Below are 16482 nucleotides of genomic sequence, written 5' to 3'. Positions count from 1 at the left end.
AAAACCGTTGTGAGAATTTGGAAATCGGGCTGCCAAATCTGAATATTGTATTACTTTGAAATATAAAAACGTCGAGAAAAAACTTACATCAATGTCGTTTGTGCGGCAATAGTTGGCTTGCAATCGGCCTCGAATCTGTTTCGTCAGACGCCAAAGTGATACAATATTTTTATCTGTAAAGCAGATTTTCGCGAATAATAATGGAGGTAGGAAATGGCTAAGGCGGTTAAGGCACAGCATGGGGTTCGTCAGCTTCAAGAGCGTACTTGGTGCGTTCGTGCGACGTCGGAGCTCGCTGATTGGGTTCTTTCGGGAGCGGCGGATGAAGAGGTTCGTCCTTCTGTACTCATTCGTGAGGCGGTCGGTGAGTATCTCAAGCGTCATCATGCTGATCTTCGTCCGGTTGCAAAGGCCTGAGCTCGGATTCAGGTTTTATAAGATTCTGTGTCTGCGCCTGAAAACGTAGGCGCCTGCCACTCGTCGCTTATACGACGGGTGGTTTTTTATTGCCTACAGGCGGGTCGGTTCTTTTCCTCTAAATGCCGGGCCAAGGTTTGTTCAGTATTCATATGGCACGACCGTTTTCAGCATGGAGCAATAGCGATACCGGAACGATCGGATATTGTATCCAGAATATGATGTTTTTCACAATTAGTAGAATATTAATAGTGTTAGCTATTCAATGGTGTTAGCATTACGTATGCATTAATCGTCAGCATTAATTGTCAGAAACGGAACGGTCATGGGATTCGAACAGGAAGCGCTTCAATCGCTGCGTGATACGGTGCATGGCAGCAAATCGGCCATGTGGCATCAGGTCGAGGGCGCAGGCAAGGGCGAGCCCTTTGTGCTGCGTCATCTGCTCAAGCATGGCACCCAAACCCCCTCGCGTCTGGCCGAAGCGTTACATGCAAGCTCCGGCAGGATCTCGGCGTTGCTGGGTTCCATGGAGAAAAAGGGCTATATCACCCGGAAGATCGATGATCATGACCGACGCAATATCTTGGTCTCGCTGACGCCGAAAGGCACCGAGCAGGCCGAACGCGACCGCGATGACATCGATTCGGTCGTCCGCTGGATATTCTCGCAGATGGGGGAGCGCCGCACGCGCGAGTTCGTCGAGCTCTCCCAGGAGTTCATGACCTATATGTCAGTGTGCAAGCCTGGCGCTCCCAGGCCTAGCGCGGAAGAAGTCACCGCAGCGTTCGCCGCCAAGCGTGAGCAAAGCGAAAAGCGGAAGGCCGAGGCCTCTTCTTCACAGGCCGACGGGTAATGGGCGATTTTTCGCATAATTGAATAGGAGCGCTGAAAGTCGTCCGCTTGGCGATTTTCGGCGGCCACTTACTGGCATAACGAAGCAAATGCTATGAATCGGTCGCTTGGAGATTGTCGGTGACCGTTTTCTAGCGGAATTCGTGCTAAATGCTATAAACGGCGTTTGGTTCCGCGCGTTCCTACGCGTTGGGTGAAAAGCAGACACAATCCAGCGGCCGCGAGTATTGTACGTTCAGTCAACAAAATATTTAACATCGTTAATCATTATGGGTGCTCGGTAATTACGACTCCGAGGCCACAACAAATATGAAAGGGGATCCATGCTTCGTATCAGCAAATACCTCTCCAAAACGGAGATCGGTCAGATGCTGCTCAGCCTTGCCTTCATCGCCGGCCAGGTCTTTTTCGATCTGAAGTTGCCGGACTACATGTCGCAGGTCACGGCGCTGGTCGAGACGCCGGGCAGTAAGATGGCTGACATCTTCAAAGAGGGCGGCAAGATGCTGCTCGTCTCGCTGGGCTCGGTGGTCTGCGCCATCGCCGTCGGCTACTTCATGGCCCGCGTCGGCGCCTCGTTCAGCCAACGCCTGCGTTCGCTCGAGTTCCGTAAGGTCGAGTCCTTCGGGCCGGCCGAGATGAGCAGATTCTCCACGGCCTCGCTCATCACCCGTTCCACCAACGACATCACGCAGATCCAGATGTTCATCACTATGGGCGTCCTGCTGGTCTTCCGCGCTCCGATCATGGCGGTCTGGGCGGTGTGCAAGATCGCAGGTAAGGGCTTCCAATGGACGCTCGCCACAGGGATCGCCACCGTCGCGATGCTGGTGTTCGTCGTCATCATCATGACTCTGGTCATGCCGAAGTTCCGCTCGATGCAGCGCCTGACCGACAATATCAACGCCGTCGCCCGCGAGAACCTGACCGGCCTGCGCGTCGTCCGCGCCTATAACGCCGAGGACTATCAGGAGGCCAAGTTCGCCCGCGTCAATGACGACCTGACCCGCACGCAACTGTTCACCACCCGCGCGATGGCCGCGATGATTCCGGTCATGTCCAGCGTGATGAACGGGCTGGGCCTGGCGATTTACTGGATCGGCGCCTACCTCATCAAGGACGCCGCGCTGCCGGCCGACAAGCTTACCGATTTTTCGAATATGGTCGTCTTTTCCAGCTACGCGATGCAGGTCATCATGGCGTTCCTGCTCCTAAGCATGGTCTTCGTACTGTGGCCGCGCGCCGACGTCTCCGCCCAGCGCGTCATGGAGGTGTTGGACACCGAGCCTTCCGTCAAGTCTGGTTCCGTGCGCGAGGGCAAACCCGGCGAGACCGGCACCGTCGAGTTCCGCAACGTCGGCTTCGCCTACCCGGACACCCGCGACGAGATGCTGCGCGGCGTCAGCTTCACCGCCCGCCGTGGCCAGACCGTTGCCTTCATCGGCTCCACCGGTTCGGGCAAATCCACGCTGGTCAATCTCGTGCCGCGCTTCTATGACACCACCGAGGGCGAGGTGTTGATCGACGGCGTCAACGTCCGTGATTACGACATCAAGGCGCTGCGCGACAAGATCGGTTACGTGCCACAGCAATCGGTGATGTTCAAGGGCACTGTGGCGTCCAACGTCAGCTACGGCGACCAGCCCGGAGATGCCGAAACCGTCGAGGTGGCCGACACCTCAACCGCGGCTGGGCGCAAGCGCGAATTGGAGTTGATTGCCGGTGAAAGCCAGCGCGACGAGCTGAGCGCCGAGCAAAAAGCCGATGTCCGCGCCGCCAGTGAGGTGGCGCAGGCCGGCGAGTTCGTCGACCGCATGGAAGGCGGCTACGATGCGCCGATTGCGCAAGGCGGCTCCAACGTCTCCGGCGGCCAGAAGCAGCGGCTTTCCATCGCCCGCGCCGTCTACCGCCACCCCGAGATCATGGTCTTCGATGACTCGTTCAGCGCGCTCGATTTCAAGACCGACCGTGCGGTGCGCGACGCCCTGAAGGAGCACGCGGCCGACGCGACCAAGCTCATCGTTGCCCAGCGCGTCGGCACCATCATGGACGCCGACCAGATCGTCGTGCTCGATGATGGCAAGGTCGTCGGCCTCGGCACGCACAAGGAGCTGCTCGCCACCTGCGAGGTCTACCAGCAGATCGCCGAGTCCCAGCTGAGTCCCGACGAGCTGGCTGCGTAATGATTAAGGGACGGCAGAAATGTTGCGAAATTACGATATGCCAATAAATATCGGAATGAAGCGTTCGCCTTCCGCCCTCCCATCGTCAGCCAAACCGATTATGAAAACAAACAAAACGTTAGATTTATAGGAAAGTAGCCAAAATGCCAAGAATGAGGGGACCGGTCGAGAAGCCGGCCGATTTCGGCGGAGTGATGGCCAAGCTGGTGCGGTACTGCAAGAAGTACGTGCCCGCTATCGTCGTCGCGCTTGTGCTGGGCGCCGCCGGCACTATCTGCCAGATCATCGGGCCTGACCAGCTGAAGAACATGACCAACGCCATCGCCAAGGGGCTGCCCGCCATGGTGCACGGCAAGCCGGTGATGGGCGCGGTCGACATGGGCGAGGTCACGCGCATCGCGTGGCTGCTGGTCGGTCTGTACGCGGGGTACGCGGTGCTGGGCTACGTCCAGCAGTGGATGATGGCCACGGTCACCCAGCGCGTCGGCCAGAGCCTGCGCCGCTCGATTAGTGACAAGATCAACAAGCTGCCGCTCAAGTATTTCGACAAGACCAGCTATGGCGACGTGCTCTCGCGCATCACCAACGACGTCGACGCCATCGGCCAGACCCTGGGCCAGTCGCTGGGCATGCTGATCACCTCGGTCACGCTTTTCGTCGGCTCGCTGGCGATGATGTTCTACAACAACGTCATCATGACCGTCTGCGCCATCGTGGTCTCGATTCTGGGCATCGTGGTGATGATGCTCATCATGAAATACTCGCAGAAGTACTTCGCCCAGCAGCAACTCGCGCTCGGCGAGGTTAACGGCCATGTCGAGGAGATGTACGCCGGCCACACCGTCGTCAAGGCCTACAACGGTGAGGCCGACTCCATCCGCCGCTTCGAGAAGTACAACAACGACCTCTACGATTCCGCGTGGAAGAGCCAGTTCCTCTCCGGCCTGATGGGCCCGATGATGAACATGATCGGCAACCTGAGCTTCGTCGCGGTCTGCATTGTGGGCGGGGCGCTCGCCATCGACGGCAAGATCGAGTTCGGCGTCATCGTGGCCTTCATGATGTACGTCCGTCTCTTCACCCAGCCGCTTTCGCAGTTCGCACAGGCCTTCCAGAACCTGCAGCGTTGCGCCGCCGCATCCGAGCGCGTCTTCGGCTTCCTCGAGGAGCCCGAGATGAGCGACGAGAGCAAGAAGCCCGCGTTGCTCGGCCGCGACCCGAAGACCGGCAAGCCCGCGCGTGTGCGCGGCGACGTCGAATTCAAGGATGTCAACTTCGGCTACGAGCCCGGCAAGACGATTATTCACGACTTCTCTGCGTCGGTGAAGGCGGGCCAGAAAGTCGCCATCGTCGGCCCGACCGGGGCCGGCAAATCCACCATGGTCAATCTGCTGATGCGCTTCTACGACATCGACGGCGGCTCCATGACCATCGACGGCATCGACACCTCCACCGTGCCGCGAGCCAACGTACACGAGCAGTTCTCGATGGTGTTGCAGGACACGTGGGTCTTCCATGGCACCGTGCGCGAAAATGTCGCCTACGCCAAGAAAGGCGTCACCGATGAGCAGATCGAGCAGGCGTGCAAGGCCGTCGGGCTCGATCATTACGTGCGCTCGCTGCCGCAGGGCTACGACACCGTCCTCGACGACAACACCTCGCTTTCGGCCGGCCAGCGCCAGTTGCTGACCATCGCCCGCGCGATGGTGCAGGACGCGCCAATCCTGATCTTGGACGAGGCCACCTCGTCGGTCGACACCCGCACCGAGGAGCTGATTCAGCAGGCGATGGACGCGCTGACGGTGGGCCGCACGAGCTTCGTGATTGCGCACCGCCTCTCGACCATCAAGGACGCGGACATGATCCTGGTGATGAACCACGGCGACATCGTCGAGCGCGGTACCCACGGCGAGTTGTTGGCTGCCGGCGGTTTCTACGCCGACCTCTACAACAGCCAGTTCTCCGAGTTGGTCGAGTAAGATTCGTCGATAAATTCAGGGGTTTTGCAACAGTAAAAGGTAGCGGAGTTAAGTCCCATCTTAAAGGCCCATTCACTGCGTAGGACGCAGTGAATGGGCCTTCCGCGCGTGTAGATTTGTTTCAGTTTGGTCGGAATGTTCACAAATTGAAGTTATGGGTCAGAATATTTGGTTTATGATTCGGGTTTGACCTTGTGGGAGTAGCGTTTCGCTGTGTTATTTCTCGGCGGATTCTAAGCGAGCTTTCCCAGTAGGTCCGAACGGTGTGAGGGCGAGGTCGAGGCATGGCGGCGGGACCTCGGAGGTTCGGCAGCGCTGGTGCTGCCTGGAATGCTCGACCAGCCGGGTACCCCTCAACTACAAGGGCCATGCAACGCTGCGTCGCGAGCTGGATGTGTCCTCACGTGGCTGCTCGGCGGTCATATCTTTGCCGAGCAGGGTGATCGTTCCGGCACGGCCGCCGGTGATGACGGCGGGTCGGAATGGTGATCCCCATGCCCGCAGCGGGGTGGCTGGGAACTAGGTTGTGGCGCTGCCTAGGGCGCTCACAGCTACACGAATCTCAACCTTACCCACCAGCCCAGGATCCAGGCTGCCAAGGAATTGCGGAAGCTGTAATCCCGGCTGTTCAGGGTGCATGTGACCGAAAAGGCGGCGAGATTGGACGAAGGCCTCAATGCGTAGTACGAGCGGTGGAAGGGAACCGTCAATGAAGTGCACCATGGCGAAGGGCGATTCGGCGTATGCGGCTGGAAGGAAGCGGTGGTGGGCGCATGAGCGGCTCCTCCGCTGCTGTAAAAGGCCCGAGCCCCTTTTCTGCGGCCGGAGCCTGTTCCACCTCATACTTACCGCCGGCCATCGTTTCCTTTTCTTCGATCTCGTCCTCACACGGTTCAGGACTACCGGAAAAGCTCGTTAAAATCCGCCGGAAAATACCATAGCGAAATGTTTGCTCCCACAAGGTCAAACTTGAATTGTGAACCACATAGCCTGGCCTATAGCCCGCAAACTGATGTATTTCGTCTTAAGCGAAAAATGTGAACTTATCAGAATCTTCACAAATTTTTTTTGTCGCATTTCATTTAAACCCTTTGACGTAAGACCCTTGGTTTTTGTAGCTAATTTTCATGTCGAATAATTTTAATTATATTAAGATAATGTACATTTTAAATTTGTCTGTTTATTTTTGTTGAAAAATAAAGGGTTTTTGTTGTATTCATTGCTAAATTGATTTGTATTATGAGTGCTATTATTAAAAACGAATTACAGGAAAAGAAAGATGTCAAAGGTTTTCTTTTGGCATTGAGAAACTCGAGAATTGCACTAGTAAATAGGCAATGACAAGGTAACGGACTTCAACAAAGTCGGCAACTTTGTGATGAAAAGAATATTTAGGGAAGTTGATTGAATGAAGCGTCAGAGGCTCCTTACACGACTGATAGGGCTCGTAGCTGCCGTCGTACTGACGGTTACAGTTGCGATAGTCGCAGCGAAAGTACCCGTATCAGCTGATAACCTTGGGGTGAGCAGCCAAAGTGGCATGAGTGTCCGAGGCGGCGGGGTCGGGCCGCAAGCCAACAACGATTGGAAGTGGCAGTCCGTAGACCCGATGCACAACGGTGCGTCCCGCAAGCCTGTGTTGTATAAGCTTCTGGCTAATAACAATAAGATCGATACGTTGCGTGATGAAATGCGTATGGATTTCGTGGTCCGTGTTGCACATGGCGAAGTCGATCCCACAGTTGCGACCAGCGGCGATACTGGTCTGAGAATAATATACGATTACGGCGATGGTGGTGTCAGCAGTAACGGAGATCTTTATCCGAACTATGCTCATAAGGTCAGGTATCTAAATACCATTTTTAGGAGGCGACAAAAAAGCCGGAGCGACGAAATGGGCTGAAAATAACCAAGAATATTATACTATTCTTTCCGTGCAGAGCTCGGGTCCTTATGATTTCGTCACGGTTTCCATTGAAGGGGATATGAACATTCCCGATGAGCAGAGCACCTATTGGAACCGGGCCAATGCTCATGGAGCCGTATGGAAACAGCACGTTTGGGCTCTTGTAGGCCCGGTGGACAGGAGTCCTGATAGTTCGGGATCTAGCGCATATAATTGGCTCAACGCGTATGTCAGCAGCAGTCTTAGTGGCAGTTGGAGCGGCCAGAAGGCTTCTGCGATTAATACTTACCTCACTTCAGGTGACGGAGCGCCGTTTGCTTCGAATGTAGCTACGGATGCTGATCAGACTGCATACCCGGGCATTTGTTACAATGGTTCATACAATCATGGTTGCAATATTCCTCAATCGTGGGTTGGGTTCGATGAATGGCCCATGCTTTGGAGTGATGTCGGCGGCCAGGGTGGTGGGCAGTCGAACTGGGGACTTACTACCGATAACGGATTCTCGGAATCGCGTGCCGGTGTCTCTACCGGACCAGGAATTGCTCCGCCAAAATCTTTCTTTGTCCGTTGGTATGATTCAGCGCTCAACGGAAAAAACGCAAACGATCCATGTTCGAAGGTCAGTGGTTTCAAATACCAGTGGATAGGTTTGCAGGACGGGAAAAATTGGGTTCCGGTCAAAGACCTCACACCTACTGCTAAGGAAGTCAATAATGTGCCATTGGTTGGTTACTATCCAACGAGTGGTACGGAATTTACCATAGATGCTTATAACAATGGTACTCGGAAGCATATCGGGGATCAGCCTACTTTTACTGGACTGACTGCATTGAATTCTCCTAACAGTAATGGCAACACCCTGATGGTAGATGATGCCGGCAACGCGAATTCCGCGATGAAATCTGATGGCAGCATTGACTTTAAAAAAGCCAAGGACGATCAGAAGCTCGACGGTTATTTCAAACTGGTCACTTGGCCTGTTGTCGATTCCAGCTGCACTGCGACCGATCCTTTGGCTAATCCTAACCTTGAAGCCCACGGCATCGATGACACGATGGCCGTCAATAATCAAACAGCTGTTCAACAGCAGATTGATACAGGTTGGACTGTCGGCACTGCATTCTACAAGTTCGACGTCGCTCGTCCTAAAGCACCTACGATTCTTCAGGTCTCGGATGATAACGAAGATACAACGGCCCAGCGCCAGAACTTTGTAGATTTCCCTAGCGATTCTACAGATCCACAACTTTCATTGGGAGATAACAAAGCATGGTCGCATGCCAGCGAGCCGACGATTCGTGGTGATAACGCCGTGGCCGGTGACATTGTGCACCTTTATTATGACGTTCCCAATCGTACCGATTCAAGCGGGACCCTTACCAATAGAATCATGAAGAAGAATGAGAGTGGTTCTAACGATAACGGTGACCAATATGATAACCTTGGTACCGAAGTAGGCACGGCGACAGTCGCGGCGGATGGAACTTGGGCGATACAGGACACTACCCAGGTTGATAATACCAAAAAGGGCGAACGAGTGCGCCGTTATCATGCCTATGAAGTAGATCCCACTGACCAGATGCAAGTCTCTTCGCATGTGTCGGACATTTCGATAGTCGATTTCTATTCAGGTCCCGACGCCGCTCCGACGTTCAATGCAATCATATCGAAGCCGGATGGTACCCATCTCAACTCCGATGTGCCACATACGGTACTAAACACTTCGACTAATACGGCGGCTTTGCCCACGGGCTCCAAGGTAAAGATTTCCGGCACCGTTTCCTCGACGGACGGCGGATCTGCGTTGCATATCTATGCCAAAGGCAAGGTGAAACCATCGAGCAGTAGCCCAAACGGCACGGAGCTGACGGGTAATTCGAAGGTTTCGTGTTCGATCGGCAACACTTCGAGCAGCTACAGCATCAATAATCTTCCGCAGGGAAGCACTACTTGGCAGTGCGTCATCGACCCGAGCTGGTTCGCCGACAACGTGGGCACCGAAGGTGACCAGTGGACGTTCAGCGCGATTTCGAAGACTTCAGATGGTACCGAATCCGCCGCTGCCACCCAGGCCTCAGAAGTCAATGTTTTTGCGCCGAAACCGGGTATGATTTCAGCCGATTGGCGGGGTGTGATCGGCACTGCCGTCCCCGCGGACTCCAATGCCGTGACCGGAGGCGTCAATGAAGAAGGTGCGACGGTCACCGTCACTTGGCCCGACAATACAACGTCAACTACGACGATTGACAACTCCTCCAGTGGCAAACCCAAAGGTTATTGGCAGATTTCTTTGCCTGAAGGTATGCGCAAAGGTATTGTCAAGGTCAAGGTCACCGATAGCTCCACTAACCAATCCGTTGAGGAAGACCTCAGCATGAATCCGGAGCCGGCTCTCAGCAAGCTGCCGTTCACCGGTGGGTTCTCGCGATGGACGCTACTGCTGGCACTGGCGGCCGTGGTCATCGCAGTCACAGCTTATGTCGTCTTCCGAAAGGCGCATTCCCGTTTGGTCCATAAGGGGGTGCACGCGAAGTGACGTATGTGAATTCCGATCCCATGCAAGGAGGTAAACGACTTGACACTGGGTAAGTAATGAACTTATGCCTCGTCGAACCATCGCGTGGCACATACGAAAAAGAACAATTTTATTCGAGCAATCGAATGCAAAAAGGAAATAAAGGAAAAGGAAGGCATTCCATGAATAGGAAAGTCAGTCTTCGTGCGTTTGTAGGTGCAGCGGTATCCGCCGCCACCCTTCTCGCACTGGCACCTCTCGGCGTCGCAAACGCTGCCGAGACCAACATCGACATGGGTACTCAGGTAGACAACACCAAGAGCACGATTACCATCAATGGCAACGGCCACAGCATAACCGGACACAAGTTTGCCGCGGTCCAGATTGGCACTTACGACAACGCGACCGCCGATCTGAGCACAAACAAACTGACTTCTGTGTCGGTCGGCACTGTTGCGGGTGTGGAAACCGACGCGGCAGCCGCATTGGTTACCACTAAAAGCGATTTGGGTGTTTCAACGGATGAGGATGCTGGCTTTGCTGGCAACCCAGTAGGTGAAGTTGCCAACAAGTGGCTTGGCTACGGCAGTAGTGGCGAAGATACGGCTTCGAATACCGAAGCTAAAGCCTGGAACGGCAATCTTCGTAAGTTCGTCACCAATCTGACCGATACCTCCGGCTGGAACGCGAAGTTCACTGGGTCGAGTCTTACCACCGGACCTGTGGCTTCAACCGATCCTGCTACTACTGAGGCTACGATTACCGTGGGCACTCCTGGCATCTATCTGGTAGAGGACATCACTTCTGACTTCTCGGCGACCACCACCGCTCAGAAGAACTCGATCCCGATGTTGGTCAGCACTGGCATCACGACTAAGGCTGATCCTTCCACCTCTACGCCCAGTTACGTTCTCAACACGCTGGGCACCACCGAGCTTGGCAAGATCAACATGAAGGCCGATGAATCGTCGATTACCAAGAAGCTTGATACTTCCGCGACCAATGATCCCTCGATCGGCGGCAAGCTTCATTATGAGCTCGACAGCACTGTTCCGCTGACCACCGGTTATAAGCACTACATCTTCAACATGACTGATGCTACCTCGCAGGCCGGCCTGACCTATACCGGAACCGGCGACGTAACCGTGACCATTGGCGGTACCGAAGTACCTGCCACGGATTATGAGATTAAAGAAGTCAAGTATGATGCTCCGTCCACCAGCACCAAGCTGCTTGTCTTCGATTTCACCAAGTCCATTCGCTCCAAGACTTACAAGGATGCGATTGTTATCAAGTTCGCGATGCAGGTCAATGACGAGGCCAAGGGCGGCGCGCTCCTGAACGGCGCTGTGCTCAATACCTCGAATGACACCAACCATCAGCCCGATACCGACGCTGCTCCGACGCCGAACCCTGACGGTACTGATACGAACTGCGTCGTTTCTTCTTCCAGCTGCACCAACGGCACCATCAGCAACGAGGTCATCAGCGGTCAGGACAACTCCGCGTCCTCGGCCTACTTCCGTGACTTCGATCTGCAGAAGGTCGCCAAGCTCAGCGGGACTGGTCTGACCGGTGCGACGTTCAAGGTTCTTGACTCCCATGACAACCCGATTTACTTCAAGCAGGTCGGCAATGGCTCCTATAAGAAGTCTATGACGCAGGCTGCCGGGACCGGTATCTACACCGAACTTAGTGTGTTCGATGACTCGAGTAGCGTTGCTGCTGATCCTGCTACTGACGCTCCTTCGGTCAAGGGCCAGCTGAAGGTCGACGGTCTTGCCGAAGGCACTTACAAGGTCGAAGAAGTCACCGCTCCTAGCGGCTATTCCGCCACCTTCAAGCCCAGCTTCTCTGTGACCCTTGGACATGATTCCTCTCATATGGACGTGAACACGTTCACCAATACCGCTGATACCTGGGGTCTTGTTGACGCCACTGCCACTGCCCACTCGGTAAACTTCACCGACGGTTTCGCCAAGGTCAAGAACGTGAACTCGGTCTCTCAGCTGCCGTTGACTGGTGGTGCTGGTGTGGTGCTGGCGCTGCTCGTGGTCGTGGCACTCGGTGCCCTGACTGCAACGCTGATTGTTGTGCGCCGTCGTCTTGGTGCCAATGACAACGGAAACGCGAATGTCGCCGTTGCCGCGTGAGCGTGTGACCGTAAGACATATATGAGTTGAGGGCATTGTTCGTTCGGTCTGACTGAAGGTTCGATGCCCCGGACTCCCTAGCCGGTCGGTTTGGTGTGGTCTGCTTTCCGACTCGGTAAAAGTTGATGGGGTATGTCCTGTGTAACCGCAGGTCATACCCCATCCGCGGTCTATCCGTGAATAAATTTTGTAATAATAATCCATATAAGTCGATAATTCATGATTATTCGACATTGATTATTGATGCCTGATAGCAGATAACCAATAATCTTTTCATTCTTGATCGGTACATAATAATTAATTTTTATGCCGATGATAAATAATTCATAGTCAAGGAGCGACAGATGACGTCAACACAGGAAGAGGTCAAGCCTCAAACGGCTGTTGCGCCTTCGTTTGACGACATTGTTTCGGCGGGCGTGGGGAAGATTAACAAAACACGCAGGATTATCATCATCATCGTTGATGTCATGATTGTCATCTGCCTGATAGCGCTCCTCGTCGCCGCGGCATGGTTCCCGGCCCGCTGGATGTTCAATATGTATAAGGAAAGCACCCAGGTCCAAGATTCCATCAGCCGTGTCGCCCAATGGCCGCAAGGCAAGATTGCCGACGAATACCACCGCGCGCAGGCCTATAACGCCCGTATTGCTTCTTCAGGCCAGCCGCTGCTCGGCGAGTTCACCGATCCGTTCGATACCGGTAACCCCAACGCCAAGCCAAAATCTGAGAAAGACCAGGAATACCAGTCGCTGTTAAATGACGGCACCGGGGTGATGGGTGTCATCCGCATTCCCAAGATTTCGGTGAAGATGCCGATCTACCATGGCACCTCCGATGAAGTGCTGCTCCATGGCGCGGGCCATCTTTACGGCACGAGCCTGCCGGTGGGAGGCCCTTCGACCAACGCCGTGCTGAGCGGGCACACCGGCTTGTCGAGCGCACTGCTCTTTACCCGCTTGGACGAGCTGAAGCAAGGTGACGTCTTCTACGTGCAGACCTTGAACCGTACCATGGGCTACCGCGTGGTCGGCATCCATGTCATCAAGCCGAGCGACACCCATCTTTACAAGGTGGTTCCGGGCCGCGATCTGGTCACGTTGATGACCTGCACGCCTTATGGGGTCAACACGGAGCGTCTGATCGTCACCGGAACCAGGCAGCCGATTCCTGAACCGATTCCTGAGCCGGACAATGCCAAGGGCGATCCGGTGGTGTTCGGTGTACTCGTAGCGCTCGCCGGGTTGGTTCTGGGGCTTGCGGCGGTACGTTCGCTGCACCGTAAGCCGTGGCTGATTCAGCACTCCGAAAGCGCGATGCGGCCGCCATATACATGGTTGTGGTGGCTTTCCCAGCGTATGTCGCAAAAGAAGTTGCCTCGACACGAGGATTAGTACAGTCTTTTGTAGAGTCTTTTTGGGGTACGAAAGGCTGGCGAACTCCCTGCATGGTATGCGGAGCAGCGGGATTTTCCGGTGGGGAAGGCCGGCGGGATTTACTCCAGTTCGTCGGTTGGCGGTCTCGCTTTGAACTGATGTCCCGCTGAGATTCTGTAGTTAAGTATTCGAGACTGCGATTACTTTATTATTTGATTATCGGATTTAATTATTTATCGGTTTTATCGGTTTTATTTCTCCGATTTTCCGTCTTTTCGTTTTCCGAATTATCTTCTGATTCAGATTCCGAATCATGGTCCTTGTGGATGACCGGTTTAATGTTTTCCGGGCGCTGGGGGAGGGTCTGACCGACCGGAATCTCCACAGTGATCATAGGCATCGGCATGGTCGAAGTGTCGATCTTCGGGTTCTGCTCCTGGGTCAGCACCAACTCGCGTGCCTCTTCTTCGCTACCTACCGTCGGCATGGATCCGGGCAGCGGCGAAGCCGAGGATTCGCGCATCACGATGCAGGCGATGCCGCTGAAAATGGCGAAGAACATGATATAGAAACCAGGCATGTCGTGATTGCCGGTCAAAGTGATCAACGCCTGAGAGACCAGCGGCGTGGTGCCGCCGAAAAGCGAGACCGCGAAGTTATAGGAAAGTCCCATGCCGGAGAAGCGCGATTCGGTCGGGAACAGCGCCGGCAGCGTACTCGCCGAGACTCCGGCGTAGAAGGCCACGGGGATGGCGATCATCGCCAAAGCTCCCTGGATGGCCCAGAACGTGCCGTGATGCAGCAGCTGGAAAGCCGGGTAGATCAGGACGAACGTTGAGATCACGGCGATGGCATAGATGGGTTTGCGGCCGATGATGTCGGAAAGGTGGCCGATCAGCGGCAGGCACAGGGCCATGATGATGAGTACCGGCACGGTCGCAGCGGCGGCCATGGTGGGCGTGGTGCCGACTTCTTCACGCAGGTAGGTCGGCATGTAGCTGGTGAGCACGTAACCGGCGGTGTTGGTGGCTGCGACGATGGCGACGGCGATGAGCAAACGGCGCCAGTGGCGCTTGATGACGTAAAGCATGGTGCCGGGGCGGTCCCAAGGTGATTCCTGCCTCCACGCGGCTTCGCGGGCCTCGTGCGAGAGTTCGGCCTGTTCCTCTTCCTGGCGTTCCTGATGCGCCGCGAACTGCGGGGTTTCGGGGATATGGGTACGCAATGCCATGGCTAGAATGCCCAGCGGGATGGTCAGTAAGTAGGGGATGCGCCAGCCGCCGTTGACCATGGCGTCCGCGCCCCAGCCGTGTTCGGCCACGATGGTGGTGATGGCCACCATGGCCGCGCCGAACGCCGAGCCGATGTAGGAGCCCATGTCGAGCCAGGCGCTGTAGAAGCCACGCTTGCGATCGGGTGAGAATTCGGAGATGTAGGTGGTCGCCCCGGAGTATTCGCCGCCGGTCGAGAAGCCTTGCACCATCTGCAGCGCATAGAGCGGCACAATGGCCCAGGTGCCGATTTGATGGCTGGTAGGCAGGATGCCGATAAGCGCGGTGGAGACCACCATCATGCCCATGGTCAGGAACAATACCTTCTGCCGGCCCACGCGGTCGCCGAGCGGGCCGAGAATAATGCCGCCGAGCGGCCGGACGAGGAAGCTGACCGCGAAGCCGAGCAGCATCACGATCAGGCTCATGCTTTTCGGCAGCCCGCTGGTGAAGACGCTGGCCATCGTTACCGCCAGGTAGCCGTAGATGCCGAAATCATACCATTCCATGAAGTTGCCGACCACGGTGCCGGCGATGGCCTGTTTCAGCGTCTTTTCCTCAACGACGGTGATGTCTTTGGCACGCAGGAAGCGACGGCGAACATGGACCTTCTGCATCGTTGGCTTGTCGGTTTTGCCTTGCGGCGAGCCTGCTCCTATGTGCATCACCTGTTTGACGCTTTGTATCGGATGGACCCCGTGTGAGGCACGTTCCGCATTCGCCGCACTGCGGTTCCGGTTCTGCTTATTCGGTGATGACATGGCAAATCTGTCCTCTCGATGCGCGTTTCAAATCGCCTGTGAGCGTGAACGCCGATTACACCATGATAGCTCTTCACCTTTTTTATTCTCTTGTAGGGCTTAATCGTCAATCTGTCTATTGACGACGAGCGGATTCTAAAAACAGTATTGGACGGCTTTGAAGAACCGACGGGCTTGCGGCACATTCGGCCAGAAATGGTTCTTTTCGAGGATCGTGAGGCAAGCGGCTGGAGAGATATGGTATTCCCGCATAATCGCGCAGATCAGTTCCGAGCGACGCTTGCCCGGTATGGTGGCGCCGCTCATCAGCGCGATGTCGCATGCCGTTCTGGTCGGCGAGGTCACTTTCAGGCCCGCGATGGTGCTCATGTGCCCTTCGGGGACGCAGCGATCGTATGTTTTGATCGGACGGCCATAGGCCATCGAGCGGAAGTGCGATCCGGAGATGATGTCGATGACATCGGGGAAACCGTCGCCCATCCATACCCACAGGGCACTGCGGCCGCAGGCGATGGCGTGGCTCGGCACGACTTTGGTCATGATGATCCCTCTGCCGAAAAGCGTGTCCGAGTATTCGGCGAGATAAGCGCTGATGTCATCGAGACGGTGCAGGGCGCCGAAATCGTCAAGCCGGTTCATGCTTAACGGGCCCGGCAGATCGCGATTGCTCATGAGCATGGGCGTGCTGCGGTTTACGGGTGTCGGCGTCATGACCGTGCTGACGTTGGTGACGCCTATGTTCGGTTTGCGGGTGGTCGGGAGATTTTGCTCGAAACGCTTTCCTTCGAGGGCTGCGTCTTTGCGGTCCGGTTTGCGATTGCGTTGTCTGCGCCCAAGAATGCCGGGGCGGCCGTTGCTTTTGATTTGATACATGGACGGTCTCGCCGCGCTTGGCGGCGGCCGGCCGGTGCCGAAGTTCTCGCTGCGTTTTGCGGCCCCGCTGGCAGTGGAATGGTTGATGTGCTGTGTGGTTATGGTTGTAGTGTTCATGTTGTGCAATATAGATAGGTCGACCGGTATCGCCAAATCGGAAAATGCAAAAGGTGGACATGTGGACAGCTGG

At 55.5% G+C, this 16482-nt stretch carries 10 protein-coding genes; 8 read left to right on the top strand and 2 right to left on the bottom strand.

The features are described 5' to 3' along the window. The first annotated feature begins 213 nt into the window (after positions 1-213). From OZX74_RS08690 to OZX74_RS08655, 8 genes are all read left to right on the top strand, one after another. The gene (locus tag OZX74_RS08690; protein WP_277146035.1) at positions 214-417 is read left to right on the top strand and encodes a hypothetical protein; all 204 of its coding nucleotides are present in this window, start codon (positions 214-216) and stop codon (positions 415-417) included. A gap of 325 nt (positions 418-742) precedes the next feature. Continuing rightward, the gene (locus OZX74_RS08685; RefSeq protein ID WP_277156512.1) at positions 743-1273 is read left to right on the top strand and encodes a MarR family winged helix-turn-helix transcriptional regulator; all 531 of its coding nucleotides are present in this window, start codon (positions 743-745) and stop codon (positions 1271-1273) included. Positions 1274-1595: 322 nt separating this feature from the next. Continuing rightward, a complete protein-coding gene (locus OZX74_RS08680) occupies positions 1596-3455 on the top strand; it encodes an ABC transporter ATP-binding protein (RefSeq protein ID WP_277156511.1) in 1860 nt (619 codons plus the stop codon). 143 nt (positions 3456-3598) lie between these two features. Further along, complete coding sequence (locus OZX74_RS08675; RefSeq protein ID WP_277156510.1) at positions 3599-5434, top strand: ABC transporter ATP-binding protein; 1836 nt, start codon at positions 3599-3601, stop codon at positions 5432-5434. 1408 nt (positions 5435-6842) lie between these two features. Continuing rightward, positions 6843-7337 carry a hypothetical protein gene (locus OZX74_RS08670; protein ID WP_277156509.1) on the top strand — a complete coding sequence of 165 codons (495 nt, stop codon included), beginning with the start codon at positions 6843-6845 and terminating at the stop codon, positions 7335-7337. 82 nt (positions 7338-7419) lie between these two features. Continuing rightward, positions 7420-9879 carry a hypothetical protein gene (locus tag OZX74_RS08665; protein WP_277156508.1) on the top strand — a complete coding sequence of 820 codons (2460 nt, stop codon included), beginning with the start codon at positions 7420-7422 and terminating at the stop codon, positions 9877-9879. A 161-nt stretch (positions 9880-10040) separates the two neighbouring features. Further along, on the top strand, positions 10041-12011 hold the full coding sequence (locus OZX74_RS08660; RefSeq protein WP_277156507.1) for an isopeptide-forming domain-containing fimbrial protein: 1971 nt from the start codon (positions 10041-10043) through the stop codon (positions 12009-12011). A 344-nt stretch (positions 12012-12355) separates the two neighbouring features. Continuing rightward, positions 12356-13405: a class C sortase gene (locus OZX74_RS08655; RefSeq protein ID WP_277156506.1), complete on the top strand. Its 1050-nt coding sequence runs from the start codon at positions 12356-12358 to the stop codon at positions 13403-13405. 211 nt (positions 13406-13616) lie between these two features. Here the strand turns inward: OZX74_RS08655 and OZX74_RS08650 are convergent, their stop codons facing one another. Both OZX74_RS08650 and OZX74_RS08645 read right to left on the bottom strand, forming a co-directional pair. After that, a complete protein-coding gene (locus OZX74_RS08650; protein WP_277156505.1) occupies positions 13617-15419 on the bottom strand; it encodes an MFS transporter in 1803 nt (600 codons plus the stop codon). Positions 15420-15554: 135 nt separating this feature from the next. Continuing rightward, the gene (locus OZX74_RS08645) at positions 15555-16409 is read right to left on the bottom strand and encodes a hypothetical protein (protein WP_277156504.1); all 855 of its coding nucleotides are present in this window, start codon (positions 16407-16409) and stop codon (positions 15555-15557) included. Between the last annotated feature and the right edge of the window lie 73 nt (positions 16410-16482).

Source organism: Bifidobacterium sp. ESL0798, assembly GCF_029395415.1.
Lineage (GTDB): Bacteria > Actinomycetota > Actinomycetes > Actinomycetales > Bifidobacteriaceae > Bifidobacterium.
Note: the sequence above shows the minus strand (reverse complement) of the source record. Positions and strands in the feature narration are given on the sequence as shown.

Excerpts from the sequence above, each read along its gene's own strand:
- OZX74_RS08690 (WP_277146035.1), top strand. The coding sequence starts at position 214 with ATGGCTAAGGCGGTTAAGGCACAGCATGGGGTTCGTCAGCTTCAAGAG.
- OZX74_RS08685 (WP_277156512.1), top strand. The coding sequence starts at position 743 with ATGGGATTCGAACAGGAAGCGCTTCAATCGCTGCGTGATACGGTGCAT.
- OZX74_RS08680 (WP_277156511.1), top strand. The coding sequence starts at position 1,596 with ATGCTTCGTATCAGCAAATACCTCTCCAAAACGGAGATCGGTCAGATG.
- OZX74_RS08675 (WP_277156510.1), top strand. The coding sequence starts at position 3,599 with ATGCCAAGAATGAGGGGACCGGTCGAGAAGCCGGCCGATTTCGGCGGA.
- OZX74_RS08670 (WP_277156509.1), top strand. The coding sequence starts at position 6,843 with ATGAAGCGTCAGAGGCTCCTTACACGACTGATAGGGCTCGTAGCTGCC.
- OZX74_RS08665 (WP_277156508.1), top strand. The coding sequence starts at position 7,420 with ATGAACATTCCCGATGAGCAGAGCACCTATTGGAACCGGGCCAATGCT.
- OZX74_RS08660 (WP_277156507.1), top strand. The coding sequence starts at position 10,041 with ATGAATAGGAAAGTCAGTCTTCGTGCGTTTGTAGGTGCAGCGGTATCC.
- OZX74_RS08655 (WP_277156506.1), top strand. The coding sequence starts at position 12,356 with ATGACGTCAACACAGGAAGAGGTCAAGCCTCAAACGGCTGTTGCGCCT.
- OZX74_RS08650 (WP_277156505.1), bottom strand. The coding sequence starts at position 15,419 with ATGTCATCACCGAATAAGCAGAACCGGAACCGCAGTGCGGCGAATGCG.
- OZX74_RS08645 (WP_277156504.1), bottom strand. The coding sequence starts at position 16,409 with ATGAACACTACAACCATAACCACACAGCACATCAACCATTCCACTGCC.